The 23,716-nt window shown below is 50.2% G+C and carries 22 protein-coding genes; 13 read left to right on the top strand and 9 right to left on the bottom strand.

Annotated elements, in window-relative coordinates:
* Nucleotides 1-90: 90 nt before the first annotated feature.
* The 8 genes from Q0577_RS03590 (at nucleotide 91) to Q0577_RS03555 (ending at nucleotide 12,106) form a co-directional block, all read left to right on the top strand.
* Nucleotides 91-1,764 carry a patatin-like phospholipase family protein gene (locus Q0577_RS03590; protein ID WP_298732889.1) on the top strand — a complete coding sequence of 558 codons (1,674 nt, stop codon included), beginning with the start codon at nucleotides 91-93 and terminating at the stop codon, nucleotides 1,762-1,764.
* Between the two features lie 59 nt (nucleotides 1,765-1,823).
* Nucleotides 1,824-2,411: a sigma-70 family RNA polymerase sigma factor gene (locus tag Q0577_RS03585; RefSeq protein ID WP_298732887.1), complete on the top strand. Its 588-nt coding sequence runs from the start codon at nucleotides 1,824-1,826 to the stop codon at nucleotides 2,409-2,411.
* Between the two features lie 65 nt (nucleotides 2,412-2,476).
* Entirely contained in the window at nucleotides 2,477-3,643 is a 1,167-nt protein-coding gene (locus Q0577_RS03580) for a FecR family protein (RefSeq protein WP_298732885.1), read from the top strand.
* Nucleotides 3,644-3,938: 295 nt separating this feature from the next.
* Nucleotides 3,939-7,211, top strand: a complete 3,273-nt coding sequence (locus tag Q0577_RS03575) for a TonB-dependent receptor (RefSeq protein ID WP_298732883.1) — start codon at nucleotides 3,939-3,941, stop codon at nucleotides 7,209-7,211.
* Between the two features lie 14 nt (nucleotides 7,212-7,225).
* Nucleotides 7,226-8,740 carry a RagB/SusD family nutrient uptake outer membrane protein gene (locus Q0577_RS03570; RefSeq protein WP_298732881.1) on the top strand — a complete coding sequence of 505 codons (1,515 nt, stop codon included), beginning with the start codon at nucleotides 7,226-7,228 and terminating at the stop codon, nucleotides 8,738-8,740.
* An 18-nt stretch (nucleotides 8,741-8,758) separates the two neighbouring features.
* Nucleotides 8,759-9,613 (top strand): PKD domain-containing protein, encoded by an 855-nt coding sequence (locus Q0577_RS03565; RefSeq protein WP_298732879.1) that lies wholly within the window; start codon nucleotides 8,759-8,761, stop codon nucleotides 9,611-9,613.
* 5 nt (nucleotides 9,614-9,618) lie between these two features.
* Nucleotides 9,619-10,725, top strand: coding sequence for a DUF5009 domain-containing protein (locus Q0577_RS03560; protein WP_298732877.1), 1,107 nt, complete (start codon nucleotides 9,619-9,621; stop codon nucleotides 10,723-10,725).
* Nucleotides 10,726-10,729: 4 nt separating this feature from the next.
* Nucleotides 10,730-12,106 carry a Gfo/Idh/MocA family oxidoreductase gene (locus Q0577_RS03555; protein WP_298732874.1) on the top strand — a complete coding sequence of 459 codons (1,377 nt, stop codon included), beginning with the start codon at nucleotides 10,730-10,732 and terminating at the stop codon, nucleotides 12,104-12,106.
* A 49-nt stretch (nucleotides 12,107-12,155) separates the two neighbouring features.
* Here Q0577_RS03555 and Q0577_RS03550 read toward each other — a convergent pair whose 3' ends face one another.
* From Q0577_RS03550 to Q0577_RS03540, 3 genes are all read right to left on the bottom strand, one after another.
* Complete coding sequence (locus Q0577_RS03550; RefSeq protein ID WP_298732872.1) at nucleotides 12,156-12,740, bottom strand: hypothetical protein; 585 nt, start codon at nucleotides 12,738-12,740, stop codon at nucleotides 12,156-12,158.
* A 23-nt stretch (nucleotides 12,741-12,763) separates the two neighbouring features.
* Complete coding sequence (locus tag Q0577_RS03545; protein WP_298732870.1) at nucleotides 12,764-12,988, bottom strand: hypothetical protein; 225 nt, start codon at nucleotides 12,986-12,988, stop codon at nucleotides 12,764-12,766.
* A gap of 147 nt (nucleotides 12,989-13,135) precedes the next feature.
* The gene (locus Q0577_RS03540) at nucleotides 13,136-13,297 is read right to left on the bottom strand and encodes a phosphatidate cytidylyltransferase (RefSeq protein ID WP_298732868.1); all 162 of its coding nucleotides are present in this window, start codon (nucleotides 13,295-13,297) and stop codon (nucleotides 13,136-13,138) included.
* A gap of 139 nt (nucleotides 13,298-13,436) precedes the next feature.
* Between Q0577_RS03540 and xth the strand changes: the two genes are divergently transcribed.
* A complete protein-coding gene (xth, locus tag Q0577_RS03535) occupies nucleotides 13,437-14,210 on the top strand; it encodes an exodeoxyribonuclease III (RefSeq protein WP_298732866.1) in 774 nt (257 codons plus the stop codon).
* A gap of 1 nt (nucleotide 14,211) precedes the next feature.
* Here the strand turns inward: xth and Q0577_RS03530 are convergent, their stop codons facing one another.
* Entirely contained in the window at nucleotides 14,212-14,946 is a 735-nt protein-coding gene (locus tag Q0577_RS03530; RefSeq protein WP_298732864.1) for a hypothetical protein, read from the bottom strand.
* A 163-nt stretch (nucleotides 14,947-15,109) separates the two neighbouring features.
* On the opposite strand from Q0577_RS03530, the gene Q0577_RS03525 reads away from it, so the two are divergent.
* The 4 genes from Q0577_RS03525 (at nucleotide 15,110) to Q0577_RS03510 (ending at nucleotide 19,915) form a co-directional block, all read left to right on the top strand.
* Nucleotides 15,110-16,159: a histidine kinase gene (locus Q0577_RS03525; RefSeq protein ID WP_298732862.1), complete on the top strand. Its 1,050-nt coding sequence runs from the start codon at nucleotides 15,110-15,112 to the stop codon at nucleotides 16,157-16,159.
* Nucleotides 16,159-16,869: a LytTR family DNA-binding domain-containing protein gene (locus tag Q0577_RS03520; protein WP_298732860.1), complete on the top strand. Its 711-nt coding sequence runs from the start codon at nucleotides 16,159-16,161 to the stop codon at nucleotides 16,867-16,869. Before Q0577_RS03525 ends, Q0577_RS03520 begins: the two co-directional genes overlap by 1 nt.
* Before the next feature lie 140 nt (nucleotides 16,870-17,009).
* A complete protein-coding gene (locus tag Q0577_RS03515) occupies nucleotides 17,010-19,619 on the top strand; it encodes an outer membrane beta-barrel protein (RefSeq protein WP_298732858.1) in 2,610 nt (869 codons plus the stop codon).
* Between the two features lie 41 nt (nucleotides 19,620-19,660).
* Nucleotides 19,661-19,915 (top strand): hypothetical protein, encoded by a 255-nt coding sequence (locus Q0577_RS03510; protein ID WP_298732856.1) that lies wholly within the window; start codon nucleotides 19,661-19,663, stop codon nucleotides 19,913-19,915.
* Nucleotides 19,916-19,944: 29 nt separating this feature from the next.
* Here Q0577_RS03510 and Q0577_RS03505 read toward each other — a convergent pair whose 3' ends face one another.
* The 5 genes from Q0577_RS03505 to Q0577_RS03485 all read right to left on the bottom strand — a co-directional run bounded on the left by Q0577_RS03505 (nucleotide 19,945) and on the right by Q0577_RS03485 (nucleotide 23,692).
* On the bottom strand, nucleotides 19,945-21,123 hold the full coding sequence (locus Q0577_RS03505) for a hypothetical protein (RefSeq protein WP_298732854.1): 1,179 nt from the start codon (nucleotides 21,121-21,123) through the stop codon (nucleotides 19,945-19,947).
* Between the two features lie 106 nt (nucleotides 21,124-21,229).
* The gene (locus tag Q0577_RS03500) at nucleotides 21,230-21,883 is read right to left on the bottom strand and encodes a response regulator transcription factor (protein ID WP_298732852.1); all 654 of its coding nucleotides are present in this window, start codon (nucleotides 21,881-21,883) and stop codon (nucleotides 21,230-21,232) included.
* Nucleotides 21,884-21,885: 2 nt separating this feature from the next.
* Complete coding sequence (locus Q0577_RS03495) at nucleotides 21,886-22,659, bottom strand: ATP-binding protein (RefSeq protein WP_298732850.1); 774 nt, start codon at nucleotides 22,657-22,659, stop codon at nucleotides 21,886-21,888.
* A complete protein-coding gene (locus tag Q0577_RS03490) occupies nucleotides 22,647-23,282 on the bottom strand; it encodes a hypothetical protein (protein WP_298732848.1) in 636 nt (211 codons plus the stop codon). The genes Q0577_RS03495 and Q0577_RS03490 overlap by 13 nt, the downstream gene beginning before the upstream one ends.
* Before the next feature lie 2 nt (nucleotides 23,283-23,284).
* Entirely contained in the window at nucleotides 23,285-23,692 is a 408-nt protein-coding gene (locus Q0577_RS03485; RefSeq protein WP_298732846.1) for a hypothetical protein, read from the bottom strand.
* Nucleotides 23,693-23,716 lie beyond the last annotated feature (24 nt).

Below are 23,716 nucleotides of genomic sequence, written 5' to 3'. Positions count from 1 at the left end.
GAATATAAAAAATTTATTTACCTTAGTTATTACCGGGAGTGCTATCAATGTTAAGTAATGCGCCAATTAACTCCAACCCCAATGTTTATTATGGAACCACAACAAACCACCACCCCGGATAATACATTTTATCTCGGTCTCTGCATGGCCGGCGCAGTATCCGCCGGAGCCTACACCGCCGGTGTAATGGACTACCTGATAGAAGCCCTGCAGCAATGGCAGGACAGAAAAGACAGGAACGAGCCCGGCACCCCGTCACACAACGTAGTGATCCCCGTTATAGGCGGCGCCTCTGCCGGAGGTATGACCGCCATCATCACCGTAGCGGCCCTGTCCAATGGCATCAAACCGGTGTACCCGGGTACGGATATTATGGCGGAACATCCGGAGAACAAGCTCTATCACTCATGGGTAGACCTTACAGACCGGGACATGTTCCCACACCTGCTTAATTCGGATGATATTAACGGCAATGGCATCGTTTCCCTCCTCAATTCCTCCTTCATTGACCAGGTGGCCGACAAAGCCTTAAAAACAGACCAGCAGGGGGCCCAACGTCCCGCTTTCATTGACCCCGAACTGAAAGTATTTACCACCCTTACCAACCTCGAAGGGTTTGGCTATAACATCGGTTTCAGTACCAATACACCTGCTGACAAGTACTACATGTGTATTCATAACGATTATGCATGCTTTAAACTAAATGGGGTGGATAAACCGGAAAACGGATGGATCCACCTGGACTTTAAACAGAACATCAATACAGATATTGCCAGGGATGCGGCGATGGCTACGGGGGCCTTCCCGGTCGGGCTGCAGTCCCGAAAAATAAAGCGCACCGCTTTGAACGTCAATAACATTCCCTGGTGTATGAACATCACTACCCCCTTCCCTATCACAAAAGAGCCATGGGAAACACTGAATGTAGACGGCGGCATTATCAACAATGAGCCTTTTGAAAAGGTGAGGGATATACTGAAGGAAAAAACCGGGCAGCACGAATATGCCGACTACCAGGACCCTGATAAGGCCCAAAGCATTATTGTGATGATAGATCCCTTTCCCAGTAGCAAACCCAGGGAATTTACGCCGGATACCGGTCTGTTTAAAGTGATGGGCGCCACCTTCAGCGCCATGCTGTCCCAGATGCGCGCCAAACCCCAGGTGCTGCATGAAGCCATGGATCCGAGGAAGTTTGGCCAGCTGCTGATCGCCCCTTCCCGCAGAAGAACCGCTCCTGATGGCACTACAGAAGATATTGCTGGTGATATGGCCATTGCCTGCGGCGCCCTGGGCGGCTTCAGTGGCTTCCTGGATAAATCTTTCAGGGTACATGACTATTTCCTGGGCAGGTTCAATTGTGAGATCTTCCTGCGTAATTATTTCACCGTCCCGGCAAGCGCTCTGGAAAACAACCTCATTTTCAGGAACGGTTATGCGGGTATGGATCTGACTCCGTTCAAAGCAAAGGACGGCGCGATCCAGATCATCCCCATCTTTACCCCTCCCACAAATGACTTTCCCGTCCCTACCTTTTCCAACGGCAGTAACTGGCCGGTGCTGAAAGAAGCGGATATTGAACGTTTCAAACCGATGATAAAACAGCGGGTACAGGCCCTGGTGATCAAAGCTGTCAACATCTCCGGGTTTAATAAATTTCTGCTGTGGATCGGTACCAAGGTAGTCCTGAACAGGACCATTTCAAACTTTGTGCTTAAAACAATTAAAGCGTCGTTAAGAGATCATCAGCTATTGAACAGGTAAATACAGATTTTTAGGATTTCCCTTTTTTTAGCCCCGGAAATTCCCTAAAATTGGGTTAGATGCCTGTAATAATAACAGACCACGATCTACTGAAAAAATTAAAGGAAGGAGATGAACCTGCTTTCCGTGAGCTATACGCCCGGCATAGCAGGCGCGTGCTGGCTTTTGCCTATCACATGACGCATTCTGCCATTGATGCGGAAGACATCCTTCAGGAAACCTTCCTGCGCTTGTGGACGGGCAGGTGTGAGCTGCCGGAGATCACTCATGTGGGTAACTACATTTTTATTATCGCCCGTAACAAAACCCTGGACCACCTGCGCAAGGTATCCCTCCAGCAAAGGCTGATTGACCAGGTCTGGGCCAACATCTCCGAGATCTCCAACGACCTGGAGCTGCAGCTGGACGCCAGGGAAAGTAAAGCCCTTATCCAGCAGGCGCTTACCCAGCTGTCTCCCCAGAAACAGGCTATCTTTCAGCTGAGCCGCCAGCAGGGGCTCAGCCATGAGGAGATCGGCCGGCAACTAAGGCTGTCCAAAAGCCGTGTCAAGAACCTGCTGGTAGAAACCCTGAAACATATCCGGCATTATCTGTCGCAGCACTCCCTCCTGCTTGCCCTGCTGTTCCAGCTGACAATACACAAATAAAAATATTTCCATTTTTCGCGGTCCTATCTTTATTTCCATTCGTCTTTATTTATACAAGCAATGCCATGATGCCACAAGATACTTCCAGGATAAGATACCTTTTGCAACGCTACACCAGCAGCACCTGCACCCGGCAGGAGCTGGAAGAATTGTTTGCATACATCGCAGAAACGCCGGATGAAAGCACCCTCCACGAATTTATGGAAGACTTCTACCGTGATCTCCCGTCCACAGAAGTGCTCCCCGAAGTAGACCATGATAGTGTATACCGGAACATTGTTTCCCCGGCACCATTGCAACGTAAACGCGTCTTCCCTCTGCGTTATGCAGCGGCTGCAGCGGTATTAGTGGCTGTTGCCACATTTGTATTGCTCTGGCTACGGCCTGACGCCAGTCCTGAAACGGCAATACCGATGGCGCAACAGGCGGGTCCTGTTATAACGCCCGGTACTAATAAGGCGTTGTTAACACTGGCCGATGGCACCACCATCACGCTGGACAGTGCAGGGCAGCAGGTAATCAATGCCGGTAATACCAGTATCTCCCGCCGAAACGGGCAACTGGTGTACAACGAAGGCAAGACCGACGGTCATGTGCACTATCATACTTTGAGCACCCCACGGGGCGGGCAGTTCAGGCTTACCCTGCCCGATGGCACCAAAGTATGGCTGAATTCTGCCTCCTCTCTCCGCTATCCTACTGTCTTTAGTGACAAAGACAGAAGCGTGGAGCTGCAGGGGCAGGGTTATTTTGAGGTTGCGCAAAACGCGGCACAGCCCTTTAAAGTGAAGGTCAATACCATGGAAGTACAGGTGCTGGGCACCGGCTTCGATATTATGGCCTATGGTGATGAAGCTTCCGTAAATACTACGCTGGTAGAAGGAGCGGTGCAGGTAAAGGCAGGCGGCAATACCCGTTTACTGAAACCCGGACAGCAGGGCGTTCTGAGCACGGATCAGCACACACTAACCGTGCAGGAGGCGGATATCCAGAAGATCATCGCCTGGAAGAACGGTTTGTTCGTGTTCAACAACATGACGCTTACGGCCATTCTCCGGGAAGTGGCCCGCTGGTATGATGTGGATATTGTTTATACTGTGACGCCCAGCAATGAACTGTATGGTGGCGGAATCTCCCGCAGCCTGCAGCTTTCCGGTGTGCTGAACCTGCTGGAAGCCAACGGATTTAATCATTTTAAGATAGAAGGAAGAAAAGTTTTAGTACTGCCTTAAGAGGGGGATAGTCCATAGCAGATAGCGTGTAACACACAACACGTTATATTAAGATAATGACATGGGCCATCGACCATGGACTTAATCAATCGATCAACCAAAAAAAATACCGGGCCCGACTGCCATCGGAACCCGGCGAATGTCTGGCAACAGAATAAATCGCTGAGATCAATCACTTACCAAACATCACAAAAGTATGCAATTCATTTGTCATGCATTGGCCCGCTATTGGCGCGGGCCGTCAACCAAAATTTACCGCGTCCTTACAGACCGGGACCTTAAAAGAAAGATCCTTATGCAGATCAAAGGAACCGCATTCCTCCTCCTGATCTCCTGCCTGCAGGTGAGTGCAGCGGCCTACTCGCAGCGGGTAACCTTGTCCGTTAAACAGATGCCACTGCAGAAAGTGTTCGCGGAGATCATCACACAAACCGGCGTGTCTATCGTGTACTCCGAAAAAGTACTGGCCGGCGCCCGGCCTGTTTCCATCAAAGTGAAAGATGCTACCGTACAGGAAGTACTTGAACAATGCCTCAAACAGCAACAGCTCACCTACTCGCTGGAAGGCAGCAGCTTCGTGATCAGGCGCATTCCAACAACCAACGCGCCCCCACAGCATTTTGCCGATACCCTCATTACCGTTACCGGTACCGTAACAGGCGCCGGTAATATCCCGCTGCCCGGCGCTACCGTAATGGTAAAAAATACTGCCAGGGGTACGCAAACCAATGAACAAGGCCAGTTCCAGCTCAAAGATGTCCCTGCCGGCGGTACCCTGGTGATCAGTAATATCGGCTATGTAACCAGTGAAACGCCGATACCAGCTGGTAAAGTGGCCTTCATTACCCTCCAGGAAGATACCCGCAACTTTAATGAGATAGTAGTAGTGGGTTACAGTGATAAAAAGAAGGCAGCGCTCACCAGCGCCGTCAGCGTTGTTTCTTCGGAAAAGCTGAAAGACGTGACCACCAACGATGTGGGCTCCATGCTCCAGGGCAAGGTAGCCGGCCTGCAGGTGATCAACAGCTCCGGCGTACCAGGCAGCCAGGCAGAGATACGCCTCAGGGGCGTTTCTTCTGTGAACGCTTCCCAAACACCGCTATACGTGGTAGATGGCATTATCGGCGGCAATTTTGACCCGAATGATGTTGAGAACATCACCGTACTGAAAGATGCCGGCGCCACCGCCATGTATGGCTCGCAGGCCAATGCAGGCGTGATCATTGTCACTACCAAGAGGGGCCGCGGTGGTAAAACCCGCTTCGAAACAAAGATCACTACCGGCTTCCGTAAACCAGACTACGGGAAGATGACCATGATGAACGGCAGCCAGCTATACGAACGCCACAAAGAGTTCTACCGCGACTACATCCCCGGAGGTAATGACAACTCCTACAAGATTGACCTGCTGAAATTTTATGATGAACGTCCCCGCGAACTACGTAACCAAAACTACAACTGGCTTACTACCATGTTCCGCACCGCACCTATGCAGAACATCTTCCTGTCTGCGAGCGGCGGCAATGAAAAGACGGAATACTATACCAGCATTTCCTATTATCACGAAAAAGGCACTTTTCTTAATACCAGTTTTCAGCGTGTGAACCTTCGCGCCAATGCCACGCATCACTTCACCAAAAGCGTAAGCGTGACCAATAATATCAACATCAGCGCCGCCACGGGTAAAAGCTTCAACTACGAAGACGTTTTCTACGCATACCTGAACATGCCCTGGGATAATCCGTATGACGCCAACGGCCAGCCGGTATATGTAGACGGCAATACCACCGCCAAATGGTGGTCAAGGGATAAGACCAACCCCATACATACCATCCAGAACTCCAACCATCCCTACAAAAGCTTTAATGCCAATTATGACCTGAACCTGAATGTACAGATCACCGACTGGCTTTCGTTTTCAAGCAACAACCGCGGCGCGGTGAACTACAACAAAGCAAAGGACTACTACTCTCCCGTGGTAGCCGGACTATACAACAATACCGGCTTCCTCAATGAGCTCGGCACTCTGAACTATGGCATTATCTCCAACGACCTGCTGAAATTCAATTTCCGTTTTGGAGATCACAGCCTCAATGGCCTGGCAGGTATTGCCATAGAGAACAGCAAAACAGAAGTGGTAGGCGCCTCCGGTAAAGGACTGCCGGAAGGACTGAAAGTGCTGAATGTAGTATCCAATACCCAGCTGGTAAATGGCTATGACGACCAGGCCATCCTGCAGTCACTCATCTCCCAGGTAAGCTATGGTTACAAGGAGAAGTACTTCCTTACCGGTTCTTACCGCGTAGATGGTTCCACCAATTTTCCCCGCTCTAACCGCTATGGCTCCTTCCCTGCCATATCCGCTGCCTGGCTGATAAGCAATGAAGCTTTCCTGCAACAAAGCCGCCTAGTAGATAACCTGAAACTGCGTGTAAGTTATGGCGTTACCGGCACGCAGGATATCGGCTCTTCCCGCTACCTGGGCCTTTACGCACTTAACAGCCAATACAACGGCGGTACGGCAGCCGTACCGCTGCAGCTACCCAGTCCGGACCTTACCTGGGAAAGTAAACACCAGGTCAATGTGGGCGTAGACCTCGGCATCTTTAAACGCATCAACCTCACGGTAGACGCGTATAATAACACCACTAAAAACCTGCTGCTGCAGGTATCCCAGCCTCTCTCCATCGGCTTTGAACAGCGTTGGGAAAATGCAGGTGAAATTGTGAACAAGGGTATTGAGATAGCGGTAAGCAGCATCAATATCAAAACGCGGGATTTTGAATGGAATACCGATTTTAACATCAACTTCAATTCAAACAAGCTGCGAAAACTGCCCAGCGATATTATCCGCACACAGCCTACCTGGAGTATTTCGCAGATCTACCGTAACGATGGTAACCTGTATGAATTCTATATGCCCAGATGGCTGGGCGTAAATGCCGAAACCGGTGCGCCCCAGTGGGAAAAGGTAAACCGCGATGCAGATGGCAAGATCATCTCCCGCGAAGCCACCTCCGATTATTCCAGCGCCACCTACCAGGAAGTAGGTTCTGCCCTGCCAAAATTCCAGGGCGGCATCAACTCCCAGTGGAAGTACAAAAACCTTTCCCTGAGCGCGAACGCTTATTTCATTTCCGGTAACAAAGTGTTCAGCAATGCATTGCGCTTTGTAATGAACGACGGGATAGAACCCTACTACAACCAGATTGTACTGCCGGATGGTTACAGCACCTGGACAAAGCCCGGAGACAATGCCACAGAGCCTAGTCCGCAGAACGCCGCCAACGCCACAGAAACCTCCACCCGTTTCCTGAAAGACGGCAGCTTCTTCGCCATCCGCAATATCACGCTGGGCTATTCCCTGCCAAAGCTGTGGGTGAACCGCCTGCACCTGGATGATGTAACGATCTCGCTATCTGCCGATAATGTGCATACGTTCACGAAATTCCTGGGCCAGGACCCGTCTACCACAATTGCTACAGGCAGTTATATCATGCCGGGCGTGTCCGACTTCAAGTATCCCAATAACCGCCAGTACCTGTTAAATGTGAACCTCCGGTTCTGATAAAATTTACGATCATGCGTACAAGATACCTTCTCATCATACTTTGTTTACCGCTGCTGATGGCCGGCTGTCTGAAAGATGTAAATCCCAGCGATGCGTTGAACACCGGTCAGCTCACCGGCACCACACAGGGCTTACAGCAGGCATTGAACGGCGCCTATGCCCTTTTTAAGGATCACGTATCCTTCAATGGAACGGTAGACGGTAATAACATGTACCTGCGCCAGTATTTTCAGCTTAGTGATTTTGCTTCAGATGATATTGTCTGCGCGCAAACTACCACTGATCCGCTGTATTACAGCTTCTCGCTGGATCATACTGCTACCCAGACCAACAGCCGTTACTTCTGGTATATCTCCTACAAGATCATCAACGATGCCAATACCGTTATAGAATCTGCGGAGAAGATTGCCAATCCTGACGATAACGTGAAACAGTTGCTCGGAGAATGTTACTTCCTGCGCGCATTCTGCCATTTCAGCCTGATGCGCCTGTTTGCAAGACCATATACACAGGACGCCGGTGCAGACGGCATCCTGCTGCGTACTTCCACCAGCGATGAAGCATTAAAAGGAAGATCCACCGTTGCAGAGGTATATGCCTCCATAATAGCAGACGCACAGAAAGGCGCAGAATTGATGAACCGTCCACGTGGCGTGCAATTCGGTTCTAAGGAAGCCGCCTGGGCACTGTTATCAAGGGCCTACCTCTACAAAGGAGATAATGACAGCACTGCATTTTATGCAGATAAAGTGATCGCCTCCAACCGTTTCTCCCTGGAAACAGCGCAAACATTCCCGCAACTGTTCGCCAATGCCATGGCTGGTAAGGAAACCATTTTCTGCGTGGCGATGACTGCGGCGGACGATTACGGTAAAGCCGGGTCCATTGCCTCTATGCTGTATTCAGACGGCAACTCCGGCTGGGGAGAAGAATTTGCATCGCAGTCCCTGCGCGATACCATGTCTGAACATCCGGAAGATGTTCGCTGGTCCTATATAGTGCCGCTGAAAGACGGCAACGGGGTTATCCAGAAAAAGAACGGTATTGAAACCTATTATATTACCAAATTCTCCTTCCAGGGAGGCAGCCCTACACTCAGCTCTCCTATCCTTTTTCGCCTGGCAGAAATGTACCTGAACAAAGCGGAAGCGGCCGCCAAAAAAGGCAATACAGCCGAAGCGCTGGATAACGTTGATATAATCCGAAGCAACCGCGGTCTGCAAAATGCCTTGTACAACCGTACACTACCCGCCGGTAAAACCGCGCTGGATATTGTACTGAAGGAAAGGCGCATAGAACTGGCCTTTGAAGGGCACCGCAATTTTGACGTATACCGCAACAAACGCGACATGAACCGCACGTACTGGGGCTATCACCTGCCTGGCCTGAAAGAGTCTGATATTAACCTGTCTGCCACGCCCGCCGGTTATGCCAATATGATCGTTAAATGGGATGCCAACAGGATCATTTATTTTATACCGATCGATGAAGTGCAGACCAATACATTGTGCAGGCAGAATCCTTAATCACTAATCCGTATTATCATGAAGATCATCAGACATATATGCTATAGCCTGTTGCTGGCTGCTGTGGCAGGCGGATGTAAGAAAGACGAAACTACGCCCGCACCAGACGTCCTCTATACGGTAACGATAGAAGACAGGACCGTTACCTTTACAAATGAAACCAGTGGGGCGGTATCTTACAAATGGGATTTTGGCGACGGCGAAACCTCAACCGAAGAAAGCCCGGTGCACACCTATCCCGGTAAAGGCAAATACGTACCTACCCTCTACGCTACCAATAAAGACGGCGCAGTGGCCGAAGGCTCCACTGTGATCTTTATTGCCAAAACATCTCCTGTTAAGCTGAACGACAATTCTTTTGCAGATTGGGATGACGTTACACAATACGTAGTAACACCACCGGCCAACGATCCTTACTTCAAACAAATAAAGGTGGATTACGATGCGCAGTACGTGTATTTCTACATTGAAGGATCCACCCAAAAAGCCAACGGCGACATCTTCGATTTCTACCTGGATACAGACAATGACCCGGGCACCGGTTATACCACAGACGTTACAGGCGCCGGTTTCGACGTATTGCTGGAAGGCACCGTATTTGGCAACTGGCTGGATGCCTTTACACACAAAGGCGCTCAAAACGCTTTCGACTGGGACCTTAGCAGTGCTTCGGAGTTCTACGCCACCGGCTACAACGTAGAAAGCGGCGGCACTTTCAAATTTGAGATGCGCATCAGCCGGGGCAAGCTGAAAGGGCTTGCAGCAACAACTGCATTTAAATTTGCTATTTTCACTACAAAGAATGACTGGTCTGCCGGTCTTGGACGCGTTCCGTCTCCCGGCGGCGCTGCTATCCAGGTTAATTTTGAATAAACCCTATGGATCAATTAAAAGCCAATAACAGGCTGCTATCGCTCGATGTAATGCGCGGCGTTATCATGTTACTGCTCGCCGCTGAAAGCTGCCGTGTGTACGAATCATTACACGAGCTGGAAGGAGGCGTTCTGTTTAACAGCATTATCACGCAGTTCTTTCACCACCCCTGGCACGGCCTGCGCCTGTGGGACCTGGTACAACCCGCCTTCATGTTCATCGCGGGTACAGCGATGTACATTTCAGTAGCGCGTAAACGCGCCAAAGGCGTGTCTGAACGGGACAATTTCAGGCATATCGCCTGGCGTTGTCTGAAGCTCTTCCTCGCAGGCACCGGTTTACACTGCATTTATGCCGGCCGCCTGGTATGGGAGCTCTGGAACGTACTTACGCAACTATCCTTCACCTCATTGGTAGCTTATTTCCTGGTACGCCGATCGTTTGGTGTGCAAATTGCGGTGGCGCTGGCCATGGTGCTGCTTAGCGAAATACTGTACCACATGGTGCAGGTGCCCGGCTTCGACCAGCCCTTTACACAGGGGCATAATTTCGGCGCCTATGTAGATACCTTGCTTATGGACAAGATCAACGAAGGTGGCTGGGTGGCATTCAACTGTGTGCCCACTTCCGCACATACCATCCTGGGGGTTACAGCGGGCAAGCTGCTGATGCAGCCATGGTCCAATGCAGTTAAGATAAAGGCTTTGGCGGCAGCCGGCGGTATCGCTTTGCTGGTGGGCTATGGACTGGACCTTAGCGGCATTTCACCCATCATCAAAAGGATCTGCACCGCGGGCTTTGTGATCACTTCCCTGGGCTGGGTCACCCTCCTGCTGGCGGCGCTTTACTGGTGGATAGACATCAGGGACCACAAACGCTTTACCTGGATAGCGGTCGTGATAGGCATGAACTCCATTTTTATCTACCTGTTCTTCGAAACAGTAGGCGCACAATGGGTGAACGGAGCGGTGGGCATTTTTGTAAACGGTTTTACGGGATGGTTACAGGTACCCGCGGCCATTCAGGCCGTATTATCCGCCCTGGCGGTATGGGTACTGGAATGGTATCTCTGTTATTGGTTAAATCAGAAAAAGATATTCTTCAAATTATAATTGCATGAGAAGAAGAGAATTTTTACGGAACACGGCAGCGGCAGGGATAGGCTTCTCCCTGCTGCAAACGCCTGCTAAGCTGCTGGCAGCTGAGAAGAAAGCGAAGGTAAGATTAGGACTGATAGGCGTAGGCGCCCGCGGACTGGGACACCTGGAGCTGTGCCTGCGCCGAAGCGACGTGGAAGTGATCGCCATTGCTGATCCGGACACCGCTTATACCCTGCCCAAAGCCAGGAACTTAATCAGCAAAGCCTATGGTGCGAAGAAAGTAGCAGAGTACAGCAATGGGCCCGAAGATTTCCATAACCTGCTGAAACGCGACGATATTGATGCCGTGATCATCGCTACTCCATGGGAATGGCATACCATACAGGCAGTTGCCGCCATGAAAGCCGGCAAAACGCCGGCCGTGGAAGTATGCGGGGCATCAGACATACAAGAGTGCTGGGAACTGGTGAATACCAGCGAAGCCACCGGTGTTCCGGTGTTTGGTTTGGAAAATGTATGCTACCGCCGCGATGTAATGGCAGTGCTCAACATGGTACGGCAGGGCCTTTTCGGTGAGCTGATCCACCTGCAGGGCGGCTACCAGCATGACCTGCGCGAGGTAAAGTTCAACAACGGCAAACAATACTACGGCGGCGGTGTGGAGTTCGGGGAAAAGGCCCTATCAGAAGCGAAATGGCGCACCAATCATTCGGTGCATCGCAACGGAGACCTCTATCCCACCCACGGATTAGGGCCGGTGGCCAATATGATCAACATCAACCGAGGTAACCGTTTGCTGACACTTACCTCTATGGCTACCAAATCGCGTGGCCTGCATAAATATGTAGTAGATCACGGCGGTGCTGATCATCCTAATGCAAAAGTGGAATTCAGGCTGGGAGACATTGTTACGACTCTCATTAAAACCAATAATGGAGAAACCATCATGCTATCCCATGATACCAATGCGCCCCGCCCCTACTCACTAAATTTCCGGGTTCAGGGCACCAATGGATTATGGATGGATGATGTGCAGTCGGTGTATGTTGAAGGCAAAAGCAAGCCGCATACCTGGGAAAAGGCCGGCGATCCTGCAGATGCCGCCAGCTATATGGGTAAGTATGATCATCCGCTCTGGAAAAAATATGCAGGCGACGCCGCGGGCGCCGGGCACGGCGGAATGGACTGGTTTGTACTCAACTCTTTTATCGAAAGCATCAAACGCGGAACACCCTATGCACTGGACGTGTATGATCTGGCTACCTGGTATGCCATTACACCTTTGAGCGAACAGTCTGTTGCAGAAGGCGGGGCACTGCAGTATATACCGGATTTTACAAGAGGAAAGTGGATTGACAGGAAGCCGGTTTTTGCATTGGGTGGCGAGTATTAAAACATAAAAAAGAGGGAGGCCAGGTGACGATTGCCAGAGTCTCTCTCTTTTAATTAAGTGTAAGCTCATTTCTGATGATCCATAAACGGAGCGGTGTTGTATCTTCTGATGCACGATATAAGAAAAAATCACCTGCCTTACTTTCACTCAGACTGTCCGGTGGCTTTATTACAGCAAATTTGTAGACATCTTTATCGATACCAGAGAAAATGATAGTATCGTTATGAATGGAGTAGTGTCCGTTTTGTTTAGTGACGCCAAAGCACACGTTTCTTTCACGGAATGTTTTATCTTTTTTTAGTCTGAAAGTTGTTGTGCAATTTGCAGCGCCCTCTCTTTCCGCAATTAACAGATCCTTACTTTCAAATTGTCTAAGGTTAATAATCCCAAAAGGTCGGTAATACGCTAATCCCACTACAACCGCAGCAATAATGAGGGTCGCAATCTGCGTCGGGCTGTCAGGCTTTTTTGCGATCACAAAGTAACCCAGCAGCACTGCCAATATAAACCAGGTAATAAAAAGCAACATCATGCCAGCCAACAACAGTAGCGGATGTAGCCCCTCCCAAAAACTCAACGTATGCTGAACCAGGAAGAAAACAATAGCAATAATGAGCAGTGTCCTGTACTTCAAAGGTATAGTTTGCTCAAATATAACTATTCCTCCTGCACATTTCTTTCATTCACCTGCGCCTGCTTATAAAAAAAGCCGGCGCCAGCGCCCACCGCTGTCAGCACCAGCCCGTCATACCATTCCAGGCTACCCTGGCCGGAAACTTTAAAGAAAAAGTAAAATATGCCGGCCGTTAAACTAAGCGCGCAAAACATGAGGTCTTTAAAAACCTCTCCCTTAGGTTTGCATTGATTGATCAGGTTTTCCATGCTAATGATTCTTTGATTTAAACTAATAATATCTCCGCTATGGATCTGCAAGCCTTATGCCAGGGCAAAATAACTGTAATAATTGCAGTAACCCTGTCATTTAGTACCTGACAGGGGCCGTTAACTGCAACTTCTTCAACCCGAATGCTACCTGCGGGCTTTAGATATAAGCCAAATGATAAGTCCTACCACGAGTACCACCACCAGGATGCCGGTCCATACCCCGGCCTTAAAAATACCGCCTATTATTTCGCAACCGGTAAGCGCCATCATCACAAAAGCCAACATGCTGTAAGTAAGATGCCTCATAATCATTCCTTTTTGGTGATACAAGATCAGTACATATACTGTGCCGCTAAGCCCTCCCTCACTGAGGGGATAGCTATTGTGTAGATTATTCTACACCTAAATGCTTTATCTTCGGCTGGTAAACCTCACCTGATTGCTCATGAGAATAGCCACCTATAACGTTAATGGCGTGAACGGACGCCTTCCTGTACTGCTGCGCTGGCTGAATGAAACAGCGCCAGATGTTGCCTGCCTGCAGGAGCTCAAAGCCCCGCAGGAGAAATTTCCCGAGCAGGCCATCAAAGATGCTGGTTACGATGCTATATGGCACGGACAAAAAAGCTGGAACGGCGTCGCTATCCTGTCGCGCATAGGACAGCCGCAGGAGATCTGCCGCGTCCTGCCCGGTGATCCGGAAGACCTGCACAGCCGATATATAGAAGCGATGGTGAACGGGATCCGGATAGGCTGCCTGTACCTGCCTAATGGCAACCCCGCTCCCGGCCCTAAATTCGACTACAAGCTGCGCTGGTTTGAAAGGCTTACCACGCATGCCGCACAGCTGCTGGCCTCCAAACAGCCCGTAGTGCTTACAGGCGATTACAACGTGATGCCCACCGAAATGGATGTATACAAACCGGAAAGCTGGGTAGATGATGCCCTGTTCCGCCCCGAAACCCGCGCAGCATTCAAAAAGCTGATGGAACAGGGCTGGACAGACGCCATCCGTACGCTTTACCCGGATGAAAAGATCTATACCTTCTGGGATTATTTCCGCAATGCCTATGGCCGCAACGCCGGCCTGCGCATTGATCACTTCCTGTTAAGTCCACAGGTAAGCAGCAGGCTTAAAGCTGGAGGTGTAGACAAGGAGGTACGCGGATGGGAAAAGACCAGCGACCATGCGCCGGTGTGGATAGCGCTGAAAGACTGAGCTATTTTAAAATAAAGACCAGGTGGTGTGTGGAAGTATCATTGCCTTTCACACGCCATTCCTGCTGCTGCAAAAGGCGTTCATCCTTTATTAACCAGCAGAGCTTCCAGCCGGAAGGAATACCTGTGGGCACGCTGTTGAGCATTGTTACCAGCGAAGGATGGGAAGAAATGTAAGGCTTCACAAACACCTGGTACCCCGGCTGCTCCCTGCCCGTAGCATCCCTCACTTTTACATCCACATGTATACGCTCTTTACCCAGTCCGCAGGCTACATACTGCAGCCGTACATCTTCCCGGATAAATGCCAGTGTTTTACCAAGCGTGTCTGCTATTTTGCCGAACAGTGGAATATCTTCAGGCGCATTCTTTACCTGCATGGCGGTATCAAACCATAACAGGATCTGCTCATAGTTGCTTATCGTTCTCCGGTAATCTTCAGAACCATCCGGGGGCGTTGACTGCCAGGCGGCCTGGAAACGACCGGGCAAGGTATTGAGTATATCATTCACCTGATAATTGATAGTGTCCAGCTGCTCCCGGACGGATGTACTTAAAGCATCTTCACGGTCCTCACGGAGATGGCGTACATAAGAAGCAATTTCACGGAGATGCTTCATCAGGCTTCTTTCTGAGGGCGTTTTTCCCCATAGCGCCTGTCCTTCGCAGCAGCTGGGAACAGGGAGCAACAAAATCAGTAGGAGTATTACATGCTTCAGGCGGATATGTTCATTCATACCTGAACAGTTAAGCAATTAAGGATCTCCTTCAACCAAGCGTTGCAACATGGACTGGGGCTTCTATCCTAATATAAGGAATATCTGCCGCTTTAACAGACGAATTCTTCAATTTCGTCGCAAAATTCCCATTCTGTGGGCAATTACTTGATATATTGCGGCCATGAATGGCGAATGGTATACAAAGAAATGGGTGGCCTGGAGCCTGCACATTCTTTTCTGGGCCCTTTTCTTTTTGTTTCCTTACCTGCTGCGTCCCGATTTTGGCGAAGACAATGGAGCACACCGGATGCTGGATAAGACCGGCTTCCACGCAGCGTATATGCTCAATAACGTGATGCGCATGCTGCTCTTCTACGCCAACGCCCACCTGCTCATCCCGCACCTGGTTTATAAAAGGAAATACGGCCGGTATATACTGTCACTCCTCGCTTTTCTTTGTGTGATGCTGGCCTGGGACCGGTTGCTGTTTATGTTGCTGCTGCCAGAATTCCAGCATAATTATAAAGTGTGGAACTTCTTTGCCTTCAACCTCCCTGTTTTCTTCTTCCTGGTGATTGCCAGCGCCGCTTTTCGTATGATCCGCGACAGGATGGAAGAAAATCAGCGCGCCCGTGAAAAGGAAACGGAAAACCTGAAGACGGAACTGGCCTTTTTAAGATCGCAGGTTAGCCCCCACTTCATGTTTAATGTGCTGAACAATATGGTGGCGCTGGCACGCAAAAAATCTGACACACTTGAACCTTCCCTGATCAGGCTTTCTTCCCTGCTGCGGTACATGCTGTATGAAACGCATGCCGATAAAGTGCTGCTGGAAAAAGAGGTGGAATACCTGCAAAGTTATATTGAGCTGCAGCGCCAGCGTTTTGGTAAAAAGGTGCAGATTAACACCTGCTTCCCGGAGATATCGCCGGGCTATACCATTGAGCCCATGCTGCTGATCCCATTTGTGGAAAATGCTTTTAAACATGGTACGGGCCTGGTGCCCGATGCGCAGATCAACATCAGGCTGGAGGTGCAGCACGGGCAACTGGCGTTCTCCATCAGCAACCGCTACAATAAATGCGGGAATGAAGTAAAAGATAAGACCACCGGTATAGGACTCAATAATGTAAAAAGACGATTAAATTTATCCTACGGGGGCAACCATACCCTGGTGATAGATAAATCAAATGGATTCTTTACTGTTTCACTTCAATTGAAGCTGCATTAATGTTACGCTGTATAGCCATAGATGATGAAGAACTGGCGCTTGAACTGCTGGAGGACAATATCCGCAAAGTGCCCTACCTGCAGCTGGTGGCCAGCTGCAGCGACCCGCTGGAAGCGATCAGGATACTACAGGAGCAGCCGGTAGACCTGGTATTCCTGGACATACAGATGCCTGGCCTGAGTGGCCTGCAGTTCATACAGAGCAGTCCTGTGCCCTGTATGTTCATCCTCATTACCGCTTATGAGAAATATGCCCTGGAAGGCTTTAACCTGAATGTAGTGGATTACCTGGTAAAACCCGTTGAACTGGACCGCTTCATTAAAGCCTGTAACAAAGCCCTTGAGCTCCATCAGCTGCGCAGCAGAAGTAAAAGCGGCGAAGCCCCGGCTGCCGGCTACCTCTTTGTTAGTGCAGACTACAGCTTGCTAAAGATACAGAAATCAGATATCCGCTGGATAGAAGGCCAGAAAGACTATATCCGTATTCACCTGGAAAGCTCCCCCAAACCAGTGATGACCCGCATGAGCATCAAAGCCATAGAAGAAGAGCTGCCAACCGACGAATTTATCCGCATCCATAAATCCTATATTGTTTCTATCCATGCTATTACGTCTGTCCGGAAGAACAGCGTTTTCATTGCAACAATAGAGCTGCCCATCAGTGAAAATTACCGGGAAAAATTCTTTCAGCTGATTGGCCGTCCGGGATAAGCCGCTTCAGGGATCATGATAAGCAGAGCCTTACGGGCAGGTTTTTCGTCGCGGTATTTTTCCCGCTCATCTCATTTCTTCAAACCTGAAAGTTTTTGCACATAATTTTGCCGGCGATGGTTCAACCCAAAATCGAGCACATGCAAAAAATCCTGGTATTACTGACTTCTATTTTTATAACGTTTTCCGTGTCGGCACAGCCTCCGGCAGGCGCCCCAGGCGCTGCAAAACGGCAGGCCGCACCCAGTATAGGCCATATTTTTGGTAAAGCGATCGACAGCACCGGCAAAGGCCTCCGCGATGCTACAGTAGTGATCCTGCAGTCTCAGAAAGACAGCGTCACAGGCAAAATGAAGGACAAGCTGCTGAAAGGCACTACCACACAGGCTAACGGCGATTTCAGCCTGGAAGACCTGCCCGTGGCGGGGCCCCTGAAGATCAATATTTCCGCCATCGGCTATGCACCTCACCAGCAAACGGTATCTTTTTTCTCCAAACCACCTGCCGGACAACCAGCGGGACCTCCCAACTTTGACAAAGACCTGGGCAGGATACAAATGAAACCGGACGTAAGACAGCTGGCCGGGGTAACAATTACCTCCAGCGCGCCCGCCCTGCGCATGGAGATCGACAAAAAAGTCTTCAACGTAACCCAGAATATCGTTAGCGCCGGCGGTACGGCAGTGAACGTCATGAAGAACGTACCCTCCGTGAATGTGGATATAGACGGCAACGTTACCCTGCGTAACGCCAGCCCGCAAATCTATATCGACGGCCGGCCCACTACCCTTACGCTGGACCAGATACCTGCAGATGCCATAGAGAGCGTGGAAGTGATCACCAATCCCTCTGCCAAATATGATGCATCCGGCGGGAACGCCGGTATCCTGAACATCGTCCTGAAAAAGAATAAAAAGAGCGGTTACAACGGTAACATCAACGCGGGGGTTGATAAACGTGGCGGTGTGAACGGTGGTGTAAGCTTCAATGTACGCCAGGATAAGATCAATTTTTCCCTGAGTGGGTTTGGCAACCAGATGAGGAACCGCAACAGCGGCTCAACAGATATCAGGAGCGGCCTTTCTGATCCTGCATTGCTGGTGAGCCAGCGAAGCAACACCCGCATGAACGGCGGCTTCCTGTTTGGCCGCGTAGGTGTGGACTACTTTGTGACCAACCGTACCACCCTGTCTATCGGCGCCCTTAAAGTTCATGGCAGCTTTGACCCGAAAGATGTGCTGCGGGCAGACAGCGCTTACGAGAACAGCAACTATATCAGCTATAGTGAAAGAAACACCCGCAATAAACGCGAATTCAATGCCAATGGCCTGCAGGGCGGCTTTAAATACCTTTTTCCCAAACAGGGAGAAGAGCTGACCGCTGACGTTAATTACTTCTCCGGCAAAGGCGATAACAACGCCTACTATAATACAGATGTTTTTACCGCCGCCGAAGGCGCCAAAACAGGCAATACGCAGCAGCGGATCCTGGGCGAGGGTTCCACCCGTTTCCTGACCATGCAGACAGATTATGTGAAGCCGCTCAAAGGGTCCTCCAAACTGGAAGCAGGGCTGCGGGCACAGCTGCGCAAAATGAGCAATAACCAGGATAACTATTACCTCAATCCTGCCACCGGCGACTACCAGCTGGTGCCTTCCAACACCAGCAATTATAAGAACAAGGATAATGTGTATGCGGCCTATCTCTCGTTCACCAGCGCTATCAAGGATTTCGGGTATAAAGTAGGACTGCGCGCCGAGCGTTCGGATTACACCGGTGAGCTGATAGATACCAAACAGGAATTTGTCAACAACTACCCGATCAGCCTCTTCCCCTCTGTATTCTTAAGCCAGAAGCTGAAGAACAAGCAGGAAGTGCAGCTGAGCTATACCCGCCGCATTAACCGGCCATTCTTCCTGCAGCTGATTCCCTTCATTGACAGTACCGACCAACTGAACTGGACACGTGGTAATGCAGGCCTTAAACCGGAGTTCACCAATTCCGTTGAGGCCTCCTGGTCTAAAACCTTCAGCGGTAACAATACCCTGATGGCCTCCGTGTACTACAAATACGCTACCGACCTGATTACCCGCTATCTGGATACGGTAACCACGCCCTCCGGCAGCAAGCATCCGATCAGTACCTATGTGAATGCCAACTCCAGCCGTTCCATCGGGGCAGAGATCACTTCACAGAATACACTGACCAAATGGTGGGATATGAATACCAACGTGAATGTGTATAACTCGAGGATCAATGCGGACAATGTTGCGGGCGCTTCGCAGGATGCGCTGTGGAGCTGGTTTGCCAAAATGAACAACACTTTCAAACTGCCGGCCAGTTTCAAGGTACAGCTGTCGGGTACCTACCAGTCTAAAACCAACCTGCCGGTGAACCAGGGTAATAATGGCCCGGGCGGCGGCGGACCTTTTGGCGGTGGCGCCCAGAGCGCAGCACAAGGCTACATTAAGTCTTACTACGGGGTGGATATTGCTTTGCAGAAAAGCTTTTTGAAGAACAATGCCGCGTCCGTTACCTTGAGCGTAAATGATATTTTCCGCACCCGCCGCTTTGATCAGTATACAGAAAGTAATTTTTATACACAGTTCAGTCACCGCATAGGCGATGTGCCCATGTTCAGACTGAACTTTGCTTACCGCTTCGGGCAGATGGATATGTCGCTCTTCAAGCGTAAGAACACGAAAGGTGAAGCAGAAGGCGCACAAGGCGCTATGCAGGGCTTGCAATAAGGGAAAAGAAGCAGTATCTTAGGATACTATTTGGTACCATTATGAGCACTCCCGAAAAGCCATACCAGCCCATTGACTGCAATTATTATGACCGCCTGGAAGCCTGGGCCACCATGCACACCATTTGCAGGATCGTTTTCTTTGACGATAAAGGTGAGCAAAGTGAAGTCTCTGCCAGGATCGAGGATGTATACACCCTCAACAAGGTGGAATATATGCGGTTGGACAATGGGCTGGTATTACGGCTCGATACGCTCGTATCAGTGAACAATGTACCCCTCCCGGATCATTGCTGAGCGGAGGTTATCAGGATCGATGATCACGCTTACGCCGCCTGTATCTGGTTGACATTACCATTGTTGCTGCCGGGGTTCTGCGTTCCGTACTGGTGCCAGTTACCGCTGGTATCCTGCCAGGAATAGTTAATACTGGCCAGTCCTTTTGCAAAATTTACCACATCAGTCCAGGCTTCTGCACCCTGCGTGAAATCTGACAGCGCCTGCGAGTAGTCATCGGCTGTCACATCCTGGTCTACAGCGTTCAGCTCATTGTTTACATCAGTGATCACGTTATCCATTTCGGTCCACATATCCCGGATGGTGGAAAGAGCATTCTGGGCCTGCAGGCTAACGTCAAGCAATGCTTCAAACTGGGCGCTTACCGCCTGCAGCTGGATCACATCCTGGTTGAGGCTGGAGATCTGCTCTTTCTCACTCGTAATGGCGCCCTGTAATGCCTTGATGTTCTTTGATGCTATCACAGTACCCGCTATGGAGGCGCCGGTACCAGCAACCCCTGCTAAAATGAGGCCTGTGCCTATACCCTGCGCCCCGGGGATAGTGCACACTACCGCCCCTATCAGTCCAACGAAAATGGATAAGGGAATCCCGATCTCTGAAGCGGTTAGTACGGTTTGATAAGTGGCAATCTGCTGATTCATACTGACAATATCTGCTTTCAGCTGCTCGATAGCCGCTTGATCATTACCAGCATCAGCCAGGGCGGCGGCGGCTATCTGGTTAAGTGTCTCATAATCCACCTGTATGTCTGACAGGAACTGGCTAAGCTGGGATTGGATCAGCGACACGGTATTGAGCTGGTTCTGTACCAGGTTTTGCGTAGCGCTCAGCGCCTTCTGCAATCCCTGTTGAGCTTCCGTGTTATTGGGATCCTTGATCAGCTCCTCCAGGTAAACATTGATCAGGACGTCCTCTATGCCAAAAAGATTGGCCGCCTGATTCAGGATAGTTGCCGGCAGCTGAACCATGGACACAAAAATATCCGTTGACCAGTCCAACGCATGCTGCTTTGCAGGAACAAATGAGGTAACAAATTCAGCATAGTCGGTTGGTGGTGAGCTCAGCACCGGTAGTTGCTGGTTAGTGATGGCATAGGCGTAGCTGTTAACGGCTATCAGTGCATTGGCATAATCTGCCAGCTGCTGGCTGGTGGGCAGTGCGGTAACCAGCCTGGTGGTACTTCTCAGTTTTACAGGATTTTTCATCTTTACAGGATTTAAGTGATGATGAATGATGCCTGCAAGTTGTTGCATTCCCGTAACCATCTTCAGCGAAGAAGTACCCATTTTAAAACCAGGTATTTCTACCTGGTTATGCCACGAAAAACCCATAACGGATGGCGAAAAGCACCAGGCCGGCAGTATTGCGGCAGCCTGTCTTCAGCAGGAGGTTATTACGGTGGCCTTCTACCGTGCGCACGCTCAGAGCGAGCTTTTCTGCAATTTCACTGTTATTGTATTCCTGGCAGATGAGACGCAGTACTTCCGTTTCCCGGTTGGTCAGCTCTATGGCGATAGCGTTGATATTCTTCAGTTCTGTGGAAGGCTTCTTCACTCGCTGCAATGCCTCAAACACCTGTTTATTTACATAAAAGCCGCTTTTATAGGTAGTTTCTATTGCCTGGATAAATTCTTCTTTCTCACAATTTTTGAAAAGATAGGCGGAAGCACCGGCATTGATCATCCGCGAAATGATCCTTTCCTGGGTGTAGATAGACAATACCACCACCTTGACCTGCGGATAGCTTGCCTGCAGGTGTTCGTTCAGCTCCACCCCATTCATACCGGGCATGTCTATATCTATCAGCGCAATATCTGGCAGAGAAGGCATTGCAGCGAGGGCCTGCAGCAATGAGGGACCATCGGCAGCTTCCGCCACCAGTTCCATACCAGGCGCCTGCTGCAGCAATAGCGCCAGGCTTTGTCGAAACAAGGTATGATCATCTGCGATAGCGATCCTGATCATGTTCATGGATTATTTTGAGCTTTTGGCAATTCAATACGTATGGCAAATCCGGCTTGCCCGACTCCTCCAAACTGCCATGCGGCCCCTGCCACCTCCAGGCGGTTGGTGATACTGGCAAGGCCCATCCCTTTCCTGATCTCAGGGGGAAGGCCTTTGCCGTCGTCGGCGTAAGTCAAGATGAGCCGGTCTCCTTCCTCTAAAAAAGTGATCCGTACAGCGGTGGCATTGGCATGGCGAATGGTATTGTTCAGCAGTTCTTCCAGCACCCGGTAGAGTGACAACATAATGGCATGCGGCAACTGATCCAGCTGGGTTCCGACCTGGTTATCTGTTGATACACTGATCCGCCCTGCCTGGTTGATCTTGTCTGCCAGTTCTTCTACCGCTTCAGACAAACCATACAGGTTCAATACCGCAGGAGAGATATTATGTGCAATATGGCGCACATCGGTAATGATCTGATCGATCATCGTTTTACAGCTCTCTGCTTTTTCGGCAGGTATGCTGCTGATGATGAGCCGCAGGGAGGACAAGGTTGCGCCCACGCTGTCGTGCAAATCGGTGCCGATCCTCCGGCGCTCCTCTTCCTGGGACGCAAAGATGGCTAACATCAGCTTTTTCTGGTGTGCGATCTCGGTTTGCTGTAAGAGCTGCTGCTGCTGCAATAAACGGTTGCGGTTATACGCATGCAGGTATAGCAGGATGCTTACAATCAGGAAAGTGCCCACCATAGCCAGGATCACTACTACATAGATATTGTCCGTCAGCTGCTGCATTTGTAAAAGCTTATGGTAAAAAGGATGTACATGATCAGCACCAGGGTAGCATGCAATACCAGGATCAGCATGATGACCGAATGAGGTGCAGTGGCTTCCAGCACATTGCTGAAAGAGAACTGCGCCAGGGCCCCTGAAAAGTAGAGCAAAATACCTGCGTTCACCCAGTTATCCGGCACATCTGCCCACTGCTCCTCCCCTTTTAAAGGCGTAGCGAAATACAACAGGCTGCAAAGCACCAGGAAAATAGCTTCCACCGGTCTTGTATAGGAATTGTAGGTGTAGATACGCTGGATGAACAGGAAATTGACAATACAAAAAACAGGAAAGATTATTGCTGCGGCTACCAGGTAAGGCACAATCCTCCTGCCAGAGAAGACCAGCGCATAATACCGCGCCAGCAGTATGAACTCCAGCATGGTATAGATGTGCAGCAGCGGCAGGTTATTATGATGCGAATAGATGGTGGCAATAGCGTTGATCATAAGGGCCATGCACAGGTATGTCAATAAAGCCCGCTGCCCGCGGGGCAGGCGGCGGTATTTAAAGATCCCCATGGTGATCGGTATACAGGTAGCAGCCGGTACGATCACCCCAAGATATAACGATGTAAAAGAGGACATGATCAGTAGAGCGGACTATTCACATCACAAGCACTTGGACAAGGTTTGGTAAAGTCTTCCACGGCAGATACCACAACGCCTTCCTGGGGCAGGTCTATCACCATCATATCGTTGCCTTTTTTATCGATGGGTACAAAGATCAGGGCGATCTCCGTTACATGATCCGGAGTATCGGTTTCTGCGCAGGTAAAATAGGCGCGTACACCACCTACCTTATCTCCGGTAAAGCGCGGATCACGACTGAGCCGGATAATATCATCCATAGAGATACGGCATCCACGCGGTATCTTCCCTGGCCCCAGGTCAGTATGTTTCGTAATGAAATCCCGCCATGTTCTGGTTCGGGCGATCGCTGATGCCGGAGAGATAGTGGTGTTTGTTGGAAGATGCGGTTTAGGATTAGTCTTCATCGGATAATTGAGGGTTTAAATGTG

The sequence above is a fragment of the uncultured Chitinophaga sp. genome, assembly GCF_937898475.1.
GTDB lineage: Bacteria > Bacteroidota > Bacteroidia > Chitinophagales > Chitinophagaceae > Chitinophaga.
This window is presented reverse-complemented; position numbering and strand designations above follow the sequence as displayed.